Below are 23419 nucleotides of genomic sequence, written 5' to 3'. Positions count from 1 at the left end.
TGATAATAGGAAATTTTTATATTAGGTTTGCTGCATAAAACTGTAATACATAAATAGAAATTAGAAATGAATAAGAAGATAGCTTTATTTGGCTTGTCAACTTTTGCATGTGTTTTATCGATGAGCTCTTGTACAAGTGTTGGTGAACATAAGGCCAGTGCAGAGTTATATTACACAAACATCACGAAAGCGGATACCGAAGAATATAGATTTTATCGTACGGTATATCAATTAGCAAATGAGGAAATTGAGTTTGCGGATATCATTTCCCAGCGAGGAAGTAATGCAAATATAAAGTCCCTAGCTACCAATTTGAGCACGCAATATAAAGAAGTGGCAACGAAAGTTCAAGAGCTAGCTACTAAAGCAGATGTTTTGATTCCTTTTCCAGCTATGCATACACTGGAATTGCATGCGGGTTTAGATTCTGCCCAAGCAAACGTATTGGAAAAGGAATTTTTGAAACATGCTTTGCACAACCAAGAAGCTATCCTTCATCAATTTGAAAGTGCTGCACGTAATACACATGTTGGCATTAGAAAATACGCGGAAGAAGCTCTTCCTGCATTTGAAAAAAACGTAGAAGAGATCAAAGCGTTACTTTAACGCTTTTGAAAAAGTCAATCCATTCCTACAAACAAAAGAATGGGTTGGCTTTCTGTACCTAATTGCGAATAGGCTTTTCTATGTTACTTCTAGCCTATATATAGATTAGTGAAGTGAAACCCCTGCTAAGGAAAAAACAGCACTGACTAATTAAAACTATTTTAAGAATTCAGCGTTTTCAAATAATAAAACTTATAAGTATATGTCAAAGTACCCAGTTGTAGCAGGCATCCTTTCCTATGGTATGTCCGGTAGAATATTTCATGCACCTTTTCTCGAAACAAATACGCGATTTAAATTTAAGGCGGTAGTAGAAAGAAGTAAGAAAAACGCGCAACAACGGTATCCTCATATCGTTAGTTATGATACGGTTGATGAGTTGTTGGATGATAATGAAATAGAATTGGTTGTAGTAAATACTCCCAATCAAACACATTTTGACTATGCAAAAAGAGCCTTGTTAAAGGGAAAGCACGTGCTTATTGAAAAACCTTGCGCTGCTACAAGTCAGGAAGTGAAAGAACTTTTTGATTTAGGCAGAAAACAAGGAAAATATGTGATGGTCTTTCAGAATCGAAGGTGGGATAGTGACTTTAAACTTGTTAAAAGAGTTATTGAAAGTGGTGCGTTGGGTGATATAATAGAATTTCATGTTCGCTTCGATCGTTATCGAAAGGAAAAAAGTCCTAAAACGTTTAAGGAAATCAACCAGTCAGCAGCAGGTTTAACATACGATTTAGGACCACATTTGCTTGATCAGATTATATCGCTTTTTGGCAAACCCAAGGATAGCATTAAGCTGACCAGCATACACAGGGAAAATTCAGAAGTGGATGATTTTTTCACCTTTGTACTAAACTATGAGCATGGTCTTACTGTTTTTGCACATGCGAGTTTATTAGTCGCTCAACCGCTACCTGCATATATAATACATGGTACAAAAGGATCTTTTCAGAAGAGTCGGGCAGATGTACAGGAGGAGCAATTAGATAAAGGTATGTGGCCAACTGATGAAAAATTCGGTTTGGAAGCGGTAGGTCAAGAAGGTTTACTAACAATCATCAATAGAAGTAACCAGAAACAGATTTTTTATAAAGAAGCACTTAAGGGCAATTATAAAGGTTTATTCAATGCAGTATATGAACAGATAAGAAAAGATAAACCTTATCCAATTACAGAAGAACAAATCCTGTGGCAAATGGAGCTGCTTGAGGAGACGCCTTGGAATAAATAATCCTTTGTTTTCGGTATTTAATTTGCTTAGCTTTATGTAGATAAATTAAACTGTTATGGCTAAGAAAATCACTAAAAAGCAAAAAAAAGCAGATAAGCAAAAAGTTACCAAATCGCTAACCAAGCGTTTTACGTCGTTGTTAAACGATTTAGGTCACGAAACAAAGGATTTGGCTGATGATATTAAAAAAGTAAGCAAAAGGCTTGCAGAAAAGTTGTCCTCTAAAATAGAGGAGACTAAAAAACAAACTAAGAAAAAGGCAACAGCCGCTAAAAAGAAAGCCAAAGCTCCTGGAGAAAAGGTAGAAAAGAAATTGAAGGAGAAGATAGAAAAAACCTCAAAGGCAGTGGAACAGAAGGCAAAGGCAGCAAGTAAGCCCGTTGCAACCTTAAAAAAAGCGCCAACAAAGGATGAAAAAAATGTAAAAGCCGAAGTCAGTAAAATCAGTGGAAAAGCCCAATCGGTGGCGCAAGCCAAATTACCTATTCCCAAAGCTATCTCCGTTAAACCTACCGCTTCTTCAATAGCAACAACTAATGCAACGAAAAACGCAGGTGTGCAAAAAGCTCCTTCAACAACTACAACGAAGAAAACGGGTACGCAACGAAGTACTTCCGCAACAACAGCTACCGGTATAATAAAAAATGCGAAACAACCAACGACAGTGTCTACAACGGTAAAGGCAGCAACACAACCTAAAACAGTATCCAGCTCCCGGGTCGTAGACCAAACAAAAAAGGAGACTGCACTAAATCCGGTCGTTAAAGAAGAAAAGAAAACGGTTACTGCCAATAAAAAGCCGGAAGCAAAATCGGCAACGGCTTCTACTAGTCGGCCGAAGGCTGCACCTAACAAGGCAACTTCCAGTACAGCAAACAAAACGATAGATAAGTCGTCTACGTCATCAGAAAAACCAGCAACTTCTTGATTTTTATTCATAAAAGGTAATGTTTGCTTAACGTTTACTTAACATTTTTATGCAAAATTTGCTGTCTATAAACGGTATTCTGATAAATGTCTGCATCTTTTAAGAGTAAAGCTCCTTTAATAAATAGAGAGATAAGTTGGTTATATTTTAATGAGCGCGTACTACAAGAAGCGGCAGATAAAACAGTGCCTTTATTAGAACGTCTTCGTTTTCTATCGATATTCTCTTCTAATTTGGATGAGTTTTACCGGGTAAGAGTTGCTACACTTAATCGTTTGGTTAATGTTAACACGAAAGCAAAGGAGTTGTTAGGTTTCAATCCTCGGAAAGTTTTGAATGAAATTAAGAATATTGTTGTTAAACAGGAGAAACGCTTTGAGTACCTATATGAGCATGAGATAATCAAAGAATTGGCCGATGAGAAAATTTTCATTATCAATGAAAAACAACTGAATGTAAGTAGGGGCGAATTTGTTAGGAAGTATTTTCAAGAGAAAGTGCTTCCTAACCTGGTTCCGATTATGTTAGATGGAGATAACACCAAGCCTTTCCCAGAACTAAAAGACCGCCGAATTTATTTTCTTATTAAGCTAACCTATCGTAAAAAGGTCAAATATGCACTACTAGAAGTGCCTAGTAAAAGTGTGAATCGCTTTTTGGTACTACCCCATAGCAATCAACTTAAATTTATTATATTATTAGACGATATAATCCGTTATTGTCTGGACGAGTTGTTTTTTATTTTCAAATACGATACGATTGAAGCCTATACAATTCAGTTAACCCGTGATGCCGAACTCGATATAGATCCAAATGTAAGTGAAAAGTTTATAGAGGCTTTAAGTAAGAGTCTTTTGGGAAGATCGAAGGGTAAACCGATGCGTTTACTCTATGATAGTGAAATTCCATTAGATATGTTGAATTTTTTAGTCTCGAGAATGAATTTGAATAATGGTTTACTTATACCGGGTAACCGTTATCATAATTTTAAAGATTTCATCGCCTTCCCAAATGTAGGAGGGACTTCTTTAGTGTACGAGACGCTTCCTGCTCTTGAGGTAAAAGAACTTGATTTAAGCAATAGTATTTTTACTCAGGTCGCAAAACGGGATTATTTGATCAGTTTACCCTATCAATCGTTTGATTATATTATTCACTTCCTCCGAGAGGCTGCCATTGATCCAAAAGTAGTAGAAATAAACATTACCCTCTACCGTTTGGCTGAAAACTCAAAAATTATCAATGCACTGATCAACGCATCAAAAAATGGAAAAAAAGTAAACTGCCTAATTGAATTGAAAGCAAGATTTGATGAAGGGGCTAATATTTTTTGGAGCAGTAAGTTAGAGGAGGCGGGAGTACATGTACATTATGGGCTATTAGCTTACAAAGTACATTCCAAAATATGCTTAATAAGTCGACGAGAAAAGGGGCGACTCACCTATTATGCGAATCTCGCGACGGGTAACTATAATGAAAAGAGTGCACGAAGTTATTGTGATCACAGTATGTTCACCGTTCACAAAGGTATTACAGCAGATCTGAAAAGGCTTTTCAAAGGATTGGAAAAGAAGTCTTTTTACAAGGGATATAAATATATTATTACTTCACCTTTAGAGATGCGAAACGCAGTTTATCAATTAGTTGACCAAGAAATAGCATTTGCCAAGGCAGGTAAAGAGGCCTATATGATTTTAAAGATGAACAGTCTTTCGGATGAAGGAATGATTCTGAAGTTATACGAGGCAAGTAATGCTGGAGTTAAAATCCAATTGATAGTTCGGGGCATGTGCTGTTTAGTCCCACAACAGCCTGGGTATAGCGAAAATATAAATGTTATAAGTATTGTAGATAGATTTTTAGAGCATGCCCGCGTTTGGATCTTCGGAAATGATGGTCATGAGAAGGTCTATTTATCCTCTGCAGATTGGATGACGAGAAACATTGACAGGCGGTTGGAGGTTAGTTTTCCGGTTGTGGATCCCTCTTTGGTCAAAGAATTAAAAGATATTATTGATCTTCAACTCCAGGATAACACAAAAGCTCGTGTAATTAATGCTACAAATGATAACAAATATGTTAGGAAGAGGAAAAATGACATGATTAACCGAGCGCAGTTAGATACTTACCATTATTTAAAACAAAAGAATAAATAAAGATATATGAGATATGGAGCTATCGATATTGGTTCGAACGCTATCAGATTGTTAATCGCTGATATAATCGAAAACGGTGGAGTTATTTCTTTCAAGAAGAATACGCTTATTCGAGTACCTTTACGTTTAGGAGATGATGCTTTTATTGATAAACGTATTTCTAAAAGAAAGTCAGAGGATTTAATCAAAACCATGTCGGCATTTAAGTCGCTGATGGATGTCTATAAAGTCAGTGAATATATGGCGTGTGCGACCTCTGCTATGCGAGAGGCTGTCAACGGTGTCGAATTGGTAAGCGAGATAAAAAAAGTCGGCATCAAACTGGAAATCATTGATGGCGTCAAAGAAGCTAACATTATTTACAATAGTCATATAGAACAACAATTAGAAAGAAAGAAAAGCTATTTATATATTGATGTTGGGGGTGGCAGTACCGAGCTGTCGGTATTCAGTAACGGCTTTTTGGTCGCTTCCAGATCTTTCAATATTGGAACCATTCGTATATTAGATAATCAGGATAGTGAAGAGACATGGGCAGAGATGAAAGAATGGATCAAGGAGCACACCAAAAACAATAAAGGAATTATTGGCATTGGAACAGGGGGCAATATTAATAAACTGTACCGTTTAGCCGATGAGAAAGGAACAAAACCTTTATCTTTTAACAAACTTAAATCCTTGTACGAGTATTTAAATTCTTTTTCTTTAAAGGAACGTATCAGCGTTCTTGGTTTGAATAACGATCGAGCGGATGTGATTATTCCCGCTTGTGAGATTTTTTTAAATGTTATGAAATGGGGGAGTGTCAAAAATATTGTAGTACCTAGGGTAGGACTGGTAGACGGAATTATCCAGACACTTATTGATGATTATAGGGAATAATTGATAAAAAAGACAATAATGTGTGTTTTGGGTGATAAAAATTAAAGAGATGGTGTGTTGTGATGTTTTTTTTTAAATACAACTGAAACTATATTATAAATATAATAAAATTGAGTATCTTTGGCGCCCGTATAAAAAGACTTTTTATACGGGTTTTTTGTTGTTATTTTTGCGTATTGTTTAAAAGGGCTTATTAACAGCTGCGCCAAGCTTAGATTAAAGGTAGTGCTTGCGACTTCATCAATACCAAAAACAGTAATAGTATCAAAGAAAACAAATTAAACATTCTAATGAAAATCCTAAAATTCGGTGGAACATCAGTTGGTAGTCCTGAGCGCATGAAAAAATTGCTGGACATCATCCAACCTGGTGAAGAGAAACAGATCGTTGTTTTATCTGCAGTGGCGGGTACAACCAATGCATTAGTTGAGATATCACAAGCGTTTACAACAGGTGATAAGCGAAAGGCCGAAGCATTAATTAAAGGTTTACGTGTAAAGTATGAAGAATTTGTTGAAGAGTTATTTGTAAGTCAAGAGGGTAAAGAAAACGGGAAGGAACTGATAGATTATCATTTTAATTTTATACATTCATTCGCTCGAGATCTCTTTACACCTATAGAGGAAAGGGTGATTTTAGCACAAGGTGAATTGTTATCAACTACCCTATATTATTTTTTCCTCACCGAAATTGGCGTGCGATCTAAACTGCTACCGGCATTGGATTTTATGAAGATTGATGAAGACAATGAACCTACTATCGATTTCATCGGCGAACATTTATCTGCTATGTTGGCTGCTTCAAATGACCATCAATTGTTTATCACACAAGGCTATATTTGTAGGAATGCATTTGGTGAAATTGATAATCTAAGACGAGGTGGAAGTGATTATACAGCTTCGCTAATAGGTGCGGCTATAAGGGCAGATGAGGTTCAGATTTGGACCGACATTGATGGCATGCATAATAATGATCCCCGTATTGTAAAAGGCACAAAACCGATTGCGCATTTAACATTTGACGAGGCTGCAGAGCTTGCTTATTTTGGAGCGAAAATTTTACACCCTCAAAGTGTTTTTCCCGCTCAACGATACAATATACCCGTCAGGCTGCTTAACACAATGGACCCCGAAGCACCCGGTACATTGATTAGTAAAGAAGGTGCTGTTAGGGGAGAAGTACGATCTATCGCCGCGAAGGACGGTATCACGGCAATTCGAATTCATTCTTCGCGCATGCTATTAGCCTTTGGTTTTTTAAGAAAAGTTTTTGAGGTCTTTGAACGCTATAAAACACCCATTGATATGATTACAACCTCTGAGGTTGCTGTGTCATTGACGGTAGATGACACACGTTTTCTTAGTGATATCGAAAGAGAATTAAAGGATTTTGGTTCGGTTGAAGTTGATGTCAATCAAACCATCGTTTGTGTTGTCGGTGATTTCAGTTTGAATACACATGGTTATGCGTCTCGAGTATTAGACGCTGTGAAACATATCCCTGTACGTATGATTTCCTATGGTGGCAGTAATTTTAATATCTCGTTATTAGTTAATGCCGACGATAAAATTGAAGTGCTACGTTCTTTACATAATCGCTTATTTTAACAATAATGGCAACCTATACGACAGAAATACATGTTTAACAAAGATATCATAACTGCTTTCGAGCAGAAGGAGACGCCTTTTTTTTATTACGATTTAACGCTGCTTCAGGCAACATTGGACAAAGCACTTAAGGAGGCAAAAAAATATAAATTTCATATACATTACGCGCTGAAAGCAAATTTTAATGAGCGTGTATTGCAAGTTATTCAGCGATCTGGCATCGGGGCTGATTGCGTAAGCGGTAATGAGGTGCTGAAAGCCATAGAAATAGGTTTCCCTTCAGAAAAAATTGTTTTTGCCGGTGTCGGAAAGGCTGATAAAGAAATTATAGCAGCACTGCATCACAATATATTTGCCTTTAATGTTGAATCAGTCCAGGAACTGTATGTTATCGGTGATTTAGCAAAGAAGGAAGGGAAAATAGCCAAAGTCGCGCTTCGGATTAACCCAAATGTGGATGCAAAGACGCATCAATATATTACAACAGGTTTAGATGAAAATAAGTTTGGAATCAAAACTTGGGAGTTAAATGAGTGCCTGGATGTTATTAAAAATTTTTCTTCATTGGAGCTGATCGGTCTCCATTTTCATGTAGGTTCACAAGTAGTTGATTTTAATGTTTTCAAGAGCCTATGTGTGAAGGTGAATGAGTTTAATAATTGGTTTGACGAACGAGGGTACCGCTTAAAAGTACTTAATGTCGGAGGAGGATTAGGTGTTAACTATACAGATCCTGATGGCGAACCTATTGTTGATTTTAAACATTATTTTGAAATCTTTCATCAATTCTTAGAACGAAAAGGGGATCAAGAAGTGCATTTTGAGCTGGGAAGAGCACTTGTTGCACAAAGTGGGAGCTTAATTAGTAAAGTGTTATATGTTAAGAATGGTATTAAAAAGCATTTTTTGATTCTAGATGCAGGTATGACAGAGTTAATGCGTCCCGCTTTATATCAAGCCTATCATAAAATAGAACATCTATCTACCTATCAATCGGAGCAGCAAGAAGAAGGACTGATTAATTATGATGTTGTAGGACCTATTTGTGAGAGTACAGATTGTTTCGGAAAAGAAGTCGAACTCCCAGCGTCAAAAAGAGGCGATTTAATTGCCATTCGTACTGCTGGTGCATATGGTGAGGTAATGGCCTCGAAATATAATCTACGAGATGAAGTGCGATATGTTTATAACGATGAGATCCGGTAAGCATATTGTGTAGTTATATCGTAAACAAAAAGGCGAGCTGTCAACAGCTCGCCTTTTTGTTTAAATACCTATTAGGATACCAGGCTTATTGATAATGGGAATGCGAATCAGATTCGTATCAACAATGCTTTCAGGTAAGAAGATGAACTTCTTATCGTATATGGTTCCACCAATATAGTAGCTAAGTAAATATTCATTCGTTAAACCGAATACCTGTTCATCTATTGCTTCTACCTGGGCGAATTCTTTAGCCCCTACATCGCCAATAAAGTGACGTAAAACAGAGGTCTTTACTTCGCGTTCATTCTTCAGACCATAACCTTTGCTGCTTATGAGCACATTTTTTATAGGTTCTTCCTTTTGGTTGATCAGATAAACATTCCAATTTCTATTGGTAGGTGAATCACTTTCCAATACAATAGCCACATATATATCTTCTACGACATTTGGAGGAAGGTCCTTTTTCATGGAGTTGTTTCAGCTATTTTTTCTTTGTTGCCCTACCCGTACCTTTTGTAGATACTTTCTTTTTATTGTTGGCCGGTTTATCATTTTCCGCTAACTGCAAAATATCGCTGTAGGTTATCTTGTCCACTTCCTTATCTTTCGGAATCTTTATATTCTGTTTTCCAAAACGGATGAACGGACCCCAGCGTCCTTGTTCAATTCGTGCTTCGGGATTTTCGTCGAAGGTCTTAATCACTTTCTCAATGTCTTTCTTTCGCTTCAATTCAATGATTTCAATCGCTTGTGCTTCATTGACATCCATTGGATCTAACCCTTTGGGCAGGGAATAGAAAGCATTGTTATGTCGAATGTAAGGTCCAAATCGGCCAATAGCCACAGTCATATCCTTACTCTCATAATTTCCTACCTTTTTAGGTAATTTGAACAATTCTAGCGCTTCGTCCAGTGTAATTGTTTCGATCATCTGGCCACTACGTAGGCTGGCAAATACGGGCTTTTCATCATCATCAGCCGAACCGATCTGTACCAAAGGACCAAAACGGCCTATCCGCACACTTATTTGCTTGCCAGTTTGTGGATCTGTACCTAGTATCCGTTCACTGCTCGCTCGATCGGCATACTCAATGGTATTGGTTACTTCTTTATGGAATGGACCATAGAAACCGTGAAGCATGGCCGTCCATTCTTTTAGCCCATTAGCAATCTCATCGAATTCTTTCTCAACTGTTGCGGTAAAGTTAAAATCAACGATATCCCTAAAATGCTCAACTAAAAAATCATTGACCAGAATACCGATATCTGTCGGAAACAGCTTTGCTTTTTCAGCTCCTGTAATTTCACTTTTCTTTGTAGTATTTACGTGTCCCTGACCTAAGGTAAGTACATGGTAATCACGTTGCTTACCTTCTCGATCTTCTTTTACAACATAACCTCTGTTTTGGATCGTAGATATAGTAGGCGCGTAGGTCGATGGTCTACCAATACCAAGTTCTTCTAGTTTTTTTACCAAACTTGCTTCTGTATAGCGAGCAGGCGGCCTAGTAAACCGCTCAGTAGCTATCATCTCTTTTAAACCAAGTGCTTGTCCGTTTTTAAGCGGTGGTAAAAGCGCATTATCACCTGACTCTTCCAAATTAACCTCACTTTCTTCATCGGTTGATTCAAAATAAATCTTTAGAAAACCATCGAATTTCATGACTTCACCAACGGCGGTGAACTCTTCATTACGCGTGGAAATATTGATTTTTGCCGTTGTTTTCTCGAACTCAGCTTCGCTCATTTGAGACGCAATGGCTCGTTTCCAAATCAGTTCATAGAGCCTTTTTTCAGCATGATCCCCCTCAACACTGTGTTGATTAAAATAGGTAGGGCGAATCGCTTCGTGCGCCTCTTGAGCACCGGCCGATTTGGTTTTATATTGCCTCTTTTTGTGATACTTGTCGCCATAGGCGGAACGGATCTCTTGTTCTGCAGCCTGTAATGCGGTATCGCTTAAGTTCACAGAATCGGTACGCATATAGGTGATTTTTCCGGACTCATACAAGCGTTGAGCTACTGTCATGGTTCTAGCTACAGAAAATCCCAATTTTCTACTGGCTTCCTGTTGTAGGGTAGAAGTTGTAAAAGGTGCGGCAGGATTTCGCTTACTTGGTTTTGTCTCTAAACTTTTAACTTGATACGATGCAGGAATACAGTCCGTGAGAAATTTTTCGGCTTCGTGTATAGTTGCAAATCGCTTGGATAACTCTGCTTTGAAAAGTTCTCTTTTGTTTTCCTCTGTAAAAAAAATGGCAACTACTCTAAAAGCAGCCTCTGGTTCAAACCTATTTACTTCCCGTTCTCTATCAACCAGCAGACGTACCGCTACGGATTGTACACGCCCTGCAGAAAGCGAAGGTTTTACTTTCTTCCAGAGTACGGGGGAAAGTTCAAAACCAACCAAACGGTCTAATACGCGTCTTGCTTGCTGCGCATTTACTAAGTTAAAATCAATTTTTCGTGGTTGTTCAATGGCTTTTAAAATGGCAGGTTTTGTGATTTCATGAAAAACAATCCGTTTTGTACTGGATTCCTTTAGGTTTAATGTTTCGTATAGATGCCATGAAATCGCTTCTCCTTCCCGGTCCTCATCAGAAGCTAGCCAAACAGTTTCAGCAGATTTAGCTAGCTTTTTTAACTCGCTGACAACTGCTTTTTTATCAGCCGGGACTTCATACTTCTGTTCGAAATTATTTGCGGTATCAATGGCATCATCCGTTTTTACTAGATCGCGGATATGCCCATAACTTGACTTAACTAAAAAATCTTTTCCTAAATATCCTTCTATCGTTTTTGCTTTTGCGGGTGATTCTACAATTAATAAGTTCTTTGCCATTCAGTATCTTGATTTTTGCAAATAAAGGGATTTATTCATGTTTTAGCAAACTGCCTTCGGTTTTTTGGTCAAAAAGCCGAAGTATACATGCTCCGGCTTTTTGTTTTGTCGCTCAAACATAGATAAAATTGTTCGTTATTTGTATAATAGTTAGCTGATTTTATCCATCCTTTTTTGCTTGTCTAAACAATTTTATTAAATCAAATAAAGCATTGGAAATATAGATTACCAAATTTTCTTGATTAAAATTGTATTAAAATTTACATTAAAAAGCCACCACCTAACAGATCATTGCCTTCATAAAAGACAGCTGATTGACCTGGAGCTATACCTTTTACCTCGTGTTGGAATTCTACTTTCATGTTTCCATTATCCTCAACAATTTGGCTAATGGCACCGGTATCCTTATAACGTATTTTTGTTACAGCTTCCATCGGTTCCGCTATATGTTCATATTTAATCAGATTGATATTTCTAACGTACGCCGTCCCTTTTTGTAGCTCCTGTTCCGATCCCAATACAACTGTATTGCTTTCCGGAAGTATTTGAATAACGAAAACCGGGCGACCAAGCGCAATGCCTAATCCTTTTCGTTGGCCAATGGTATAATAGGGATAGCCTGCATGTTTACCAACTATGGTACCATCGGATAAAATAAAATTACCAGCACCTATGCGTTCATCAATATCCTCTACTCGATGGCGTAGAAATGATCGGTAATCATTGTCGGGAACAAAACAGATTTCATAGCTTTCCGACTTATTGGCTAACTCAGTTTGTCCCATTTCAAGCGCCATATGTCTGATTTCTGCTTTTGTGAAGCTTCCCAAAGGAAATTTAGTTCTAGCGAGGTTTTTCTGAGAAACACCCCATAGTACATAGGATTGATCCTTATGTTCATCCTTACCTTTGGATATAACATATCGGTTGTTTTCCTGTAAACGAATATTGGCATAGTGGCCTGTGGCGATAAATTCACAATCGAGTTTATCTGCGCGTTTTAATAAAGCCTCCCATTTGATGTGTGTATTGCAAAGAACACAAGGATTAGGTGTTCTTCCAGCAAGGTATTCGTCTACGAAATTATTGATGACAAAGTCACCAAACTCGTCTCGAATATCTAAAATATAATGAGGAAACCCATAACCAACAGCTAAGGAACGCGCATCATTAATGCTGTCCAAACTACAACAGCCAGTTTCTTTAGAGCTCCCACCAGCGGATGCATAATCCCAGGTTTTCATGGTCAGTCCGATTACCTCATAACCTTGTTCATGAAGCATCACAGCGGCGACTGAACTGTCTACCCCGCCACTCATAGCTACTAAAATTCGTCCGTGCTTGCTCATATCTAAAAAATAAAGCGCAAAGATAAGTCTAAATTTCTGTAAAGCCAGCCCTTTGGTAGTCAGTTAAATGTAATATAGATTTTTTATGCACCCTGCCCTAAATTTATACTTAAGGCACCGTCAATGGTGAAGGTCGCTCCGGTAATGTAATCGCTATCCGACGAAGCTAGGTATATTGCTAAGGGGCCTATTTCTTGTGGTTTGCCTGCACGTTTCATCGGAATGTGTTGCTCTTTCTTTTCCCGAATTTTTTTACTGTTCATAGCCGCTTGATTCATTGGTGTTAATATCATTCCCGGTGCAATGTTATTAACACAAACCCCTTTGGCCGCTAATTCTAACGCTAAGCTTCTACTGAAGTTTTTTACAGCCCCTTTGGAGGCATTATAATCTGCATTCCCCGGTGTACATACCTCTTCGTGAATGGAACTAACAATGATAATTTTACTTCCCTTAAGCCCCCTTTTTCGCAGTTTTAAAAACTCTCTACAGCAATAGAACGCACCATATAGGTTCGTTTTAATACAGGTATCAAAGGTCTTCGTGTCCATTTCCGATACAGGAATATTACTGCCGTTCACTCCCGCGTTACTAACCAATATATCGATCTTGCCGAAATCCTTTATCACTTTACCGAAGACTGATTGAACGCTAATTTCATCACTCACATCCAATTGATAGGTGGAAACTTTTGTCCCTAACTTATTGATCCGCTGTTCAACTTTTTTAGCGCTTTCTTTATCAGAATGATAGGTGACAATAATGTTGGCACCTTCAGCGGCAAAAGATTCGGCGATGGCTCGACCAATACCGGAATCGGATCCTGTTATTAAGGCTACTTTGTCTTTCAATTTATTCATAGAACTTATGGTATTCATTGTATACTATGAATAGAACAAGAAAAAGTCTGAATTGTTGATGGTCAATTGAAAGGATAAGAAGTGTACGGATATCTTAAAAGGTCTTAAGCATTGAAAAACAGCCATGGTGTTGATCGTCATGGCTGTTTTTATCCATTTAGAAATCCATATCCTCCACTTCCTGCGCAGTTTCTTCTATTTTTTTCTTCAATTCTTGCTTGAAGTGAATGAGATTTTGAGCTAGCTGCTGATCAGCCGTTGCTAAAATCTGTGCGGCTAAAAGCCCCGCATTTTTTGCTGCATTTAATGCCACTGTGGCGACGGGAATACCATTGGGCATTTGTAGTATTGATAAGATTGAATCCCACCCATCGATCGAATTGGAAGATTTGACAGGTACCCCAATCACTGGGAGATGTGTAATAGATGCTACCATTCCAGGCAAATGAGCCGCTCCACCTGCACCTGCAATAATTACTTTTAATCCACGAGATGCTGCTGTTTGCGCATAATCGAACATACGCTCAGGAGTTCTGTGTGCAGATACGATGGAAACCTCTACTTGGACACCCAGTTCTTTTAATATTTTAATTGCGTCCTCCATTACTGGAAGATCTGATTTACTGCCCATAATGACTCCTACTGAAGGAAGTTGGCTTGTTTGCATAATAATAGATTGAGTTTTTTATTAAGCCTTTACTTTGATGGTCACTTGGACTTTCCTAGCTAAGTTAATCGCTTTTTCACGATCTTCATTAACAATAGTGACGTGTCCCATTTTACGATAAGGCTTCGTGAATTTTTTACCATAGAGATGCACATAGACACCCTCTTCAGCTAATACATCCTCAAGTCCCTCATAAATGGCTAGCCCTTCATAACCGGGTTCACCAAGCAAATTGATCATCACCGCATTACTCCTTGCCGAAGTATTACCGAGCGGTAAATTGAAAATTGCCCGCAAATGTTGCGCAAATTGTGAGGTATAGTTTCCTTCAATTGTATGATGCCCACTATTATGCGGCCTGGGTGCCAGCTCGTTTACTAAAATGTTTCCGTCTCGCGTTAAGAACATTTCTACCGCGAGAACTCCCACAATTTGGAGGTCTTCAGCAATTTTAATTGCTAACTGTTCTGCTCTTTCTTGTATTTCGAAAGGTAAGATAGATGGGGAGATTAGAAATTCCACTAAATTAAATTCAGTATTAAATTCCATTTCAACCATTGGAAAGGTTGATACATCGCCTTTATCATTTCGAGCTACAATGACGGCGATTTCCTTTTCAAAATCTATCCATTGCTCAATTAAACTAGCGGCCTCAAAAGCATTGGTTAAATCAGCTTCATTCGCGATCTTATGTACACCTTTTCCATCATAACCATCTTTTCTCAATTTCTGTATGTACGGATAAGGAATAGTCAAATCCTTTAATGCCTCTTTTGATGAGATTAATTGAAAAGGCGCAGTTGGGATATCATTTTGTTTAAAAAATTGCTTTTGAAGGCCTTTATCTTGGATTAAGCGGATAACGCGTGCTTGCGGAAAAACGACAATACCCTCTTCCTCTAGTTTTTCCAGCGCATCTACATTTACTTTTTCAATTTCAATCGTAAGCATATCCACTTGCTTACCAAATCTATAAACCGTATCAAAATCGGTTAGCGATCCGGTTTCAAACCGATCGCATAATTTTTTACATGGGGCATCCTGGTCAGGGTCCAATACTGAAACACTTAAGTTCAGATTAATTGCCTCCTGGATAAGCATGCGTCCAAGTTGTCCGCCACCAAGGATACCCAAGCGTAAATCACCATAAAAGTCTTTTTCCATAAATGTATTTAGTTAAGGGAGTTGCTTAACTAATAATTGTGTTTTTTAAGCGTTTATTTTTTCGTTAATAATATGTTCCGATCCTATTTTCTTTTGGAGTTCCAAAAAAGCACCGATCAAGGCCTCGGGTCGGGGAGGGCAACCTTGTACGTACACATCAACAGGGATTATCTTGTCTACTCCTTTCACTACATGATAACCGTGCTGCCAGTATGGCCCGCCACAATTGGAGCAAGACCCCATGGATATAACGTATTTTGGTTCGGGCATTTGCTCATATAAAAGTCGTATCCTATCGGCCATTTTAAAAGTAACAGTGCCCGCTATAATAATGACGTCCGCCTGCCTTGGAGAGGCTCGGGGAAACACACCATATCGATCTAAATCATAAGTAGCAGCCATAGCTCCCATCATTTCAATAGCACAACAGGCTATACCAAAACTAACAGGCCACATAGATGACAACCGCGCCCAGTTAAGCAGATCATCCAATTTGGCTACTATAATGCCACTATCCGTTTGTGTGTTTGTACTCATTACGAATCCTTCCTTACGAATTTAGGTTTAAAGGCGGGTTTAACAATCGCGGGTTGCTCATCCTGTTGTATATTTTTCACTATATGAACAGCCTCAAAAGGCCTTAGCGTATAATTCTGCTTATTTATATTCTCATAAACTTCAAGAGGCACCGCGCCTGGTAAAGTGGGTTGAGATGGGTTCGGCTTTACCCATTCTAGATCTCCTTTTTTCCATACATAAAGTAGACCTATCAATAAAATTCCAATGAATATAAACATCTCAGCAAGGGTATACCAACCCCATCTTCCATCTGCATTGATTAATTCCGTAGCACCAAAGATCGTTGTCCATGGAAAAATAAACACCATTTCTACATCGAATAAGAGGAATACAAGTGCAATGACATAGAACCTTGCGTTAAACTGAATCCACGAGCTTCCTTGCGCCACTTCACCACATTCGTAGGTGCTACTTTTGATCGCATTTGGTTTACGAGGTGATAATAGTTTTCCCAAGAGCAATGTGAAGAGAACGAGGAGTGTTCCAACGATCAAATAAATAAAGACCTTGCCAAACTCAGTTATTTGAGAACCATCTTCCATAAGTCCAAAAATAATAAAAAAATTACTCATAAAAGGTGCCGAATTTCTTTTCTTACTTAGCGGGTACCCTTTGACGGCTAATATGGCGTACGATTTGTTCTGCATGAATTCTTGAGTTTTCGATAAACCACAAGTGCGTATTCATACCTCCACAAACGACACCGGCAAGATATAAGTGGGGAACATTCGTTTCCATTGTCAATTCGTCATGTTCCGGGATTAATAAATCATCGGGAGATAGCTTGATACCCACCTTCTGTAGAAAATCAAAGTCCGGCTGATAGCCTGTTAAGGCCAAAACAAAGTCGTTTTTGATGCGGATTGCTCCATTGGGAGTAGCGATATGGACAACCTCCTCTTCAATGGCTGTTAAACAACTGTTAAAATGAGCTGTAATCGAACCCTCAGCTATACGGTTGTCAATATCGGGACGTACCCAATATTTTACACGATGACTAATTTCGTTTCTTCTTATTACCAAGGTCACTTTAGCTCCTTTTCGATAAGTTTCCAAAGCAGCATCTACGGATGAATTGCTGCTTCCAACCACGACAACATTTTGGTTTGCGTAGTAATGAGGATCATTATAGTAATGCTTTACTTTGGCTAAGTTTTCACCTGGAATATGCATTAAATTGGGCCTGTCATAGAAGCCGGTTGCAACAATGACATTCTTTGCCCGGAACGTATTCTTTACCGTTCGAACAGCAAAAAGATTTTCATCTTTTATTACATTGATCACCTCTTCAAATAAACGAACATGTAACGAAAATTTTTGTTGTACCCGTCGATAGTATTCTAAGGCTTCTAACCTCTTTGGTTTTGGGTTGGTCGATACAAAAGGTACACCACCTATTTCCAATTTTTCAGAAGTTGAAAAGAAGGTCATATGTTGCGGATAATTAAAGAGTGAGTTGACCAAACACCCTTTCTCTAAAATGACATAGCGCAACGCTGCTTTTTCGGCTTCAATCCCACAAGCCAAACCAATGGGACCTCCGCCTATAATAACTATGTCGAATATATCCATATTAATATAAAACTAAGAAGTTATTTAAAGGAACCGTATTTTGTGGTTCCTTTAAATAACTGTAAAATAATCAACTGTTGCAAATCAAAGTGCTAACAGTCTATCCGGAAAACAATCCTGCGGAAATGTCTTATTTACCTGCAGCCTTTGCATGGTCCGCTAGAAACTGAGCTAAACCACTATCTGTGAGCGGGTGTTTCAGGAGTGTTAAAATAGCCGATAATGGTCCGGTCATAACATCCGCGCCAATTTTAGCACATTCAATAATATGCATGGCATGGCGAACAGAGGCTGCTAAAATTTGTGTTTCATAGCCATAATTGTCGTATATTAAACGAATGTCCTCGATCAAGCTTAAACCATCGGTAGAAATATCATCCAGGCGACCAATGAATGGAGAAACGTACGTAGCACCCGCTTTTGCAGCTAACAATGCTTGTCCGGCAGAAAAAACAAGTGTACAATTCGTTTTAATTCCCTCGCTGCTAAAATATTTGATAGCCTTTACACCTTCTTTTATCATAGGAACTTTAACAACAATCTTATCATCCAGCTTTGCCAGATTAAGTCCCTCCTTAATAATATTTTCGTAATCTGTACTGATAACTTCCGCACTGACATCGCCATCCACGATGCTACAAATAGCTTTGTAATGATTGATCACATTTTCTTCACCGCTAATACCTTCTTTAGCCATTAGACTAGGATTGGTTGTGACTCCATCTAAAACCCCTAAATCTTGTGCTTCTTTTATTTGCTGAAGATTGGCGGTATCTATAAAAAATTTCATAAGATATTATTGTTAAAACTTGGTTTTGATTGCAACAAAAGTAACCAATATTTGCTACATTCGTAATAGATAAGTGTAAAAAGAGGAAATAAAAAAAGGGCAAGCCCCTTTTATCGCACCGCTCAACCTTTTACCCTTGCTGTGTTCCCACCCTGGGGGAGTTCAAAGGGAGCTGGTCGTAAAAGACTTACCCACCGCAAAAATAGGAAAAAAACTTAATTTACTAAGCTTTTTTGTAGAAATAGTGCTAGATAGCTGGAGATCAGGCGGTTTTTTTTTGTAGATGCGTCGCTTGTGTTTGGTTACTGGCTTTTATTAATGCGGTTTGCGATTTTTTTAAGTTTATTGTGTTATTCTAAGTATTTCATCAACTTTTTGTAAGAAAAAATAATAAAAACTTAATATTGTCGAAAATTAATGTTATTTTAGCAATCTATTTAAACTAAGCTATAACAATGACAGTTGAAGATATGGAAGAACAGGGATTGTATCGTTCTGATTTTGAGCATGATGCGTGTGGTGTTGGCTTTGTGACTCATTTAAAAGGATTAAAAAGTCACCGCCAGGTTCAAGACGCGTTGACAATGTTGGAAAACATGGAGCACAGGGGCGCTTGCGGCTATGACGAAGAAAGTGGTGATGGCGCTGGTATTATGATTCAAATACCACATGAATTTCTTTGGGAAGAATGTAGCAAGCTAGATATAAGACTGGGAGAACCTGGGTACTATGGTGTAGGGATGACTTTTTTGCCTAAAGAAGATTCGTTAAATAAACAATGCAGACAACTTATTAAGGATTCATGTGCTCAATTAGGACTTGATTTTTTGGGGATACGTGAGGTGCCGGTGAACCCAGAAGGAGTAGGAATGACGGCACTAAGTGCTGAACCGAATATTATTCAATTCTTTGTAGAACGTCCTAAAGGAATTCGTAATACAGAGGATTTCGATAGAAAGCTGTTCGTGCTCCGTCGCTTGCTTGTAAAAAGGATAAAAGAAGAGCTGGGAGAGGCGAAAGAACAATTTTACATGCCATCCCTATCCAGCAAAACACTTATTTACAAAGGTCAGCTTACGACTTATCAAGTGCGTTCTTATTACAATGATCTGTCGGATGAACGGGTGGTTTCTGCCTTCGGTCTTGTACATTCACGGTTTTCAACGAATACCTTTCCTTCTTGGAAATTGGCACAACCATTTCGTATCGTTGCCCATAACGGGGAGATAAACACACTTACAGGAAACTTAAACCGTTTTTATGCCGGTTTAAGATCTATATCTTCTCCTTACTTTTCTGATGAAGAGCTTGATATTTTGCTTCCGGTAGTTGATCCTGGATTATCCGATTCAGCTTCATTGGACAATGTTGTAGAGTTGCTTTTACATAGTGGACGTTCACTTCCTCATGTGATGCTTATGTTGGTGCCCGAAGCGTGGGATGGAAACACGTCTATGGACCCATTACGTAAAGCTTTTTACGAGTATCATGCAACGATTATGGAACCATGGGATGGCCCCGCTGCCTTGTGTTTTACCGATGGTAAAACCATTGGCGCCACGCTGGATCGTAATGGATTGAGACCACTTCGTTATGCAGTGACAAGCGACGATCGCGTCGTGGTGGCTTCAGAGGCCGGAGCCTTACCTATAAGTGAAGATACCATTATAAAAAAAGGGCGCCAGCAACCAGGAAAGATATTTTTGGTTGATATGGAAAAGGGCGAGATTTTGAGCGATGCAGATATTAAACATGAGCTAGCCACCAAACAACCTTATGGAGAATGGTTGGATAAATATAAAATCCATATCAAGGATTTGGCAGAACCTCGTGTTACTTTCACTTATCTCTCGAAAGAATCTGTTTTTAGGTATCAGCAAATATTTGGTTATTCAAGAGAAGATATTGAAGGGATTCTGATTCCCATGGCATTGGATGGGAAAGAACCTATAGGTTCAATGGGAACAGATGTTCCTTTAGCTGTATTATCGGAACATCCGCAACACCTTAGTAGCTATTTTAAGCAATATTTTGCACAGGTAACAAATCCGCCGATTGATCCGATTCGAGAGCGTTTGGTAATGAGTTTGACGACTTTTATTGGGAACTCAGGGAATATCTTGGACGAAGACAAGATGCATTGTCACTGTGTAGCTTTAGAACACCCAATTGTTACCAGCAGGGATTTGGAAAAATTGCGCAGTATCGATACGGGAATCTTTCAAGCAAAGACATTGCAAACCTATTTTAAGGCAGATGGTAAAGAAGGATCTTTAGAAGAAGGTTTAGCGCGTCTATGCCGTTATGCGGAGGATGCTGTTCGGGATGGATTTGAGGTGCTCATACTATCTGATCGGGCAATCGATTCACAACATGCGGCTATCCCTTCTTTGTTAGCTGTATCGGCTGTTCACCATCATTTAATAAAAACAGGTTACCGAGGTGCGGTAGGCTTAGTAGTTGAAGCAGGCGATGTATGGGAAGTTCATCATTTTGCTTGTTTACTGGCTTTTGGTGCTACAGCTATTAATCCTTACATGGCACTTGCCTCTATACGGACACTTAAGGAGGAGGGTGTGATAGAGACTTCTCTTACCTGGCCGGAATTATCAAAAAATTATGTAAAAGCTGTTTGCAACGGATTGCTTAAGATATTCTCTAAAATGGGTATTTCTACTTTGCAGTCGTACAATGGCGCTCAAATTTTTGAGGTACTGGGAATACATAAAGATGTTGTTGATAGCTATTTTTGTGGAGCAGTATCACGCATTGGCGGATTAGGTTTGGATGATATTGCAAGGGAAATATTAAGTAAACATAATCGAGGTTTCCATAGCGAAAAGAAAACTAGTCTATTGCCTGAGGGAGGGATTTATGCTTGGCGTAGAAGGGGTGAAGCACATCTGTTCAATCCTGCTACTGTTCATTTGTTGCAACAGGCCTGCAGAACGGGTAACTACGAAGTTTACAAGCAATATGCAACCCATATCAACAACCAGAAAGAGCGTATGTATACCTTACGTGGTCTCTTTGATTTTGCTAAACATCGTGCCCCGATTTCGTTGGACGAAGTGGAACCCGCAGAAAATATCATGAAACGCTTTGCTACTGGTGCAATGTCGTTTGGCTCGATTTCGCACGAAGCTCATAGTACCTTAGCAATTGCAATGAATCGAATAGGGGGAAAGAGTAATACAGGCGAAGGTGGTGAAGATGAAATTCGGTATAAACCTTTACCCAACGGCGATTCGATGCGTTCTGCAATTAAACAGATAGCCTCAGCTCGTTTTGGTGTAACGTCGAACTACTTAAGTCAAGCCGATGAATTGCAAATAAAAATGGCGCAGGGTGCAAAACCGGGTGAAGGTGGTCAGTTACCAGGACATAAAGTAGATGAGTGGATCGCAAGAGTCCGTCATGCAACTCCTGGCGTAGGGTTGATTTCACCACCTCCTCATCATGATATTTATTCTATCGAGGATTTAAAACAACTGATCTTTGATTTGAAAAATGCCAACCGTACAGCTCGTATTAACGTGAAGTTGGTGTCGAAAGCAGGTGTGGGAACCATTGCTGCCGGTGTGGCAAAGGCGCATGCCGATGTTATATTAATCGCAGGTTATGACGGTGGAACCGGAGCGTCTCCGATTAGTTCTATCAAGCACGCCGGACTTCCTTGGGAACTTGGTTTAGCAGAAGCACAGCAGACTTTGGTGAAAAATCAACTTCGTAGCCGTGTAGTATTGCAAACCGATGGCCAGCTTAAAACTGGAAGAGATCTAGCCATCGCTGCCTTATTAGGTGCCGAAGAATGGGGAGTAGCAACTGCTGCTTTGGTTGCCGGTGGATGTATTATGATGCGTAAATGTCATTTGAATACTTGTCCGGTTGGGGTTGCAACTCAAGATCCCGAACTACGCAAATTGTTTACTGGAAAACCGGAGGATATCGTTAATCTATTCAAATTTTTGGCAGAGGAACTTCGTGAAATTATGGCGAGCCTAGGCTTTAAGACCATCAATGAAATGGTTGGTAAAGCGCAGTTCTTAAAAGTTCGTGAAGATATCAATCACTGGAAAGTCAATAAACTCGATTTATCCGGTATTCTTTATGCATCACAAAATCCATCAGGTAAGAGTTTGTATCAAACCGAATCACAAGATCATGGGATGGATATGATTCTAGATTGGGGTATGCTTAAGCAAGCCGCTAAGGCCTTGGAAAGCAAGACACCTGTATTCGGTACGTTTAATGTGAAGAATACAGACCGTACTATTGGAACATTGTTATCGAATGAAGTTTCTAAAATATATGGTTCAGAGGGACTGCCTGACAATACGATTAATTTTAAATTTGTTGGGTCGGCAGGACAGAGCTTCGGTGCTTTCGCCGCGAAAGGCCTGTCTTTTGAACTTGAAGGCGAAGCAAATGACTATGTAGGTAAAGGTTTGTCGGGTGCTCAATTGGCCATTTACCCCGCGAACGGTAGCCAATTGGTTCCACATGAGAATATCATTATAGGAAACGTGGCACTTTACGGCGCGACATCGGGTCATTTATTTGTATGTGGTCAGGCGGGTGAACGTTTTGCTGTACGTAATTCGGGAGCAACAACCGTTGTTGAAGGAGTCGGTGATCATGGCTGTGAATATATGACCGGTGGACGGGCATTGATCTTAGGTGAGACAGGTCGTAATTTTGCGGCTGGTATGAGTGGTGGTATCGCCTGGGTCTATGATATCAGTGGTACCTTTAAAGATCGATGTAATCTGGAAATGGTTGATCTTGATCCGCTGGAAGAGGAAGATGAAACACAAATCATTAATTTGCTGAAGAGACATATTAATTTAACAAATAGTAAACTGGCGTCGAATATCCTAAGTAATTGGAAAAACGAACGTGGTTTATTTATAAAAGTGTTTCCAAAGGAGTACAAACGTGTTCTACAAGCGAAATTGGTTGAAGCATAATATTATA

18 protein-coding genes and 1 other RNA gene are annotated in these 23419 nt (G+C 39.0%); 8 read left to right on the top strand and 11 right to left on the bottom strand.

All coding sequences use genetic code 11. The annotated features are described in order from the left end of the window. Positions 1-66 precede the first annotated feature (66 nt). From RYH73_RS11965 to lysA, 7 genes are all read left to right on the top strand, one after another. Positions 67-606, top strand: coding sequence for a DUF4142 domain-containing protein (locus RYH73_RS11965; RefSeq protein ID WP_335313668.1), 540 nt, complete (start codon positions 67-69; stop codon positions 604-606). A 202-nt stretch (positions 607-808) separates the two neighbouring features. Then, positions 809-1840, top strand: a complete 1032-nt coding sequence (locus tag RYH73_RS11960; protein WP_335313667.1) for a Gfo/Idh/MocA family oxidoreductase — start codon at positions 809-811, stop codon at positions 1838-1840. A gap of 55 nt (positions 1841-1895) precedes the next feature. Next, on the top strand, positions 1896-2768 hold the full coding sequence (locus RYH73_RS11955; RefSeq protein WP_335313666.1) for a hypothetical protein: 873 nt from the start codon (positions 1896-1898) through the stop codon (positions 2766-2768). An 86-nt stretch (positions 2769-2854) separates the two neighbouring features. After that, positions 2855-4924 carry a polyphosphate kinase 1 gene (gene ppk1 / locus RYH73_RS11950; RefSeq protein ID WP_335313665.1) on the top strand — a complete coding sequence of 690 codons (2070 nt, stop codon included), beginning with the start codon at positions 2855-2857 and terminating at the stop codon, positions 4922-4924. A gap of 6 nt (positions 4925-4930) precedes the next feature. Then, entirely contained in the window at positions 4931-5806 is an 876-nt protein-coding gene (locus RYH73_RS11945; protein WP_335313664.1) for a Ppx/GppA phosphatase family protein, read from the top strand. A 290-nt stretch (positions 5807-6096) separates the two neighbouring features. Continuing rightward, positions 6097-7413 (top strand): aspartate kinase, encoded by a 1317-nt coding sequence (locus RYH73_RS11940; RefSeq protein WP_335313663.1) that lies wholly within the window; start codon positions 6097-6099, stop codon positions 7411-7413. A gap of 30 nt (positions 7414-7443) precedes the next feature. Next, positions 7444-8619, top strand: a complete 1176-nt coding sequence (gene lysA, locus RYH73_RS11935) for a diaminopimelate decarboxylase (RefSeq protein WP_335313662.1) — start codon at positions 7444-7446, stop codon at positions 8617-8619. 60 nt (positions 8620-8679) lie between these two features. Here lysA and RYH73_RS11930 read toward each other — a convergent pair whose 3' ends face one another. The 11 genes from RYH73_RS11930 to ffs all read right to left on the bottom strand — a co-directional run bounded on the left by RYH73_RS11930 (position 8680) and on the right by ffs (position 18635). Next, positions 8680-9087: a hypothetical protein gene (locus RYH73_RS11930; RefSeq protein WP_335313661.1), complete on the bottom strand. Its 408-nt coding sequence runs from the start codon at positions 9085-9087 to the stop codon at positions 8680-8682. Between the two features lie 13 nt (positions 9088-9100). Continuing rightward, positions 9101-11461 (bottom strand): type I DNA topoisomerase, encoded by a 2361-nt coding sequence (topA, locus tag RYH73_RS11925; protein WP_335313660.1) that lies wholly within the window; start codon positions 11459-11461, stop codon positions 9101-9103. Positions 11462-11721: 260 nt separating this feature from the next. After that, the gene (mnmA, locus tag RYH73_RS11920) at positions 11722-12810 is read right to left on the bottom strand and encodes a tRNA 2-thiouridine(34) synthase MnmA (RefSeq protein ID WP_335313659.1); all 1089 of its coding nucleotides are present in this window, start codon (positions 12808-12810) and stop codon (positions 11722-11724) included. Positions 12811-12893: 83 nt separating this feature from the next. Continuing rightward, positions 12894-13670 carry an SDR family NAD(P)-dependent oxidoreductase gene (locus RYH73_RS11915; protein ID WP_335313658.1) on the bottom strand — a complete coding sequence of 259 codons (777 nt, stop codon included), beginning with the start codon at positions 13668-13670 and terminating at the stop codon, positions 12894-12896. Between the two features lie 157 nt (positions 13671-13827). Further along, on the bottom strand, positions 13828-14337 hold the full coding sequence (gene purE, locus RYH73_RS11910; RefSeq protein WP_335313657.1) for a 5-(carboxyamino)imidazole ribonucleotide mutase: 510 nt from the start codon (positions 14335-14337) through the stop codon (positions 13828-13830). 21 nt (positions 14338-14358) lie between these two features. Then, positions 14359-15501 carry a 5-(carboxyamino)imidazole ribonucleotide synthase gene (locus RYH73_RS11905; protein ID WP_335313656.1) on the bottom strand — a complete coding sequence of 381 codons (1143 nt, stop codon included), beginning with the start codon at positions 15499-15501 and terminating at the stop codon, positions 14359-14361. 45 nt (positions 15502-15546) lie between these two features. Next, positions 15547-16038, bottom strand: coding sequence for an NADH-quinone oxidoreductase subunit B (locus RYH73_RS11900; RefSeq protein ID WP_335313655.1), 492 nt, complete (start codon positions 16036-16038; stop codon positions 15547-15549). Continuing rightward, positions 16038-16652, bottom strand: coding sequence for an NADH-quinone oxidoreductase subunit A (locus tag RYH73_RS11895; RefSeq protein ID WP_335313654.1), 615 nt, complete (start codon positions 16650-16652; stop codon positions 16038-16040). Before RYH73_RS11895 ends, RYH73_RS11900 begins: the two co-directional genes overlap by 1 nt. Before the next feature lie 22 nt (positions 16653-16674). After that, positions 16675-17652 carry a YpdA family putative bacillithiol disulfide reductase gene (locus tag RYH73_RS11890; protein WP_335313653.1) on the bottom strand — a complete coding sequence of 326 codons (978 nt, stop codon included), beginning with the start codon at positions 17650-17652 and terminating at the stop codon, positions 16675-16677. 130 nt (positions 17653-17782) lie between these two features. After that, complete coding sequence (gene fsa / locus RYH73_RS11885) at positions 17783-18442, bottom strand: fructose-6-phosphate aldolase (RefSeq protein WP_335313652.1); 660 nt, start codon at positions 18440-18442, stop codon at positions 17783-17785. A 94-nt stretch (positions 18443-18536) separates the two neighbouring features. Then, an RNA gene (gene ffs, locus RYH73_RS11880) (signal recognition particle sRNA small type) lies at positions 18537-18635 on the bottom strand. A gap of 262 nt (positions 18636-18897) precedes the next feature. On the opposite strand from ffs, the gene gltB reads away from it, so the two are divergent. After that, positions 18898-23412 carry a glutamate synthase large subunit gene (gene gltB, locus RYH73_RS11875; protein WP_335313651.1) on the top strand — a complete coding sequence of 1505 codons (4515 nt, stop codon included), beginning with the start codon at positions 18898-18900 and terminating at the stop codon, positions 23410-23412. Positions 23413-23419: the final 7 nt, after the last annotated feature.

Source organism: Olivibacter sp. CPCC 100613, assembly GCF_036959255.1.
Classification (GTDB): Bacteria; Bacteroidota; Bacteroidia; order Sphingobacteriales; family Sphingobacteriaceae; genus Olivibacter.
This window is presented reverse-complemented; position numbering and strand designations above follow the sequence as displayed.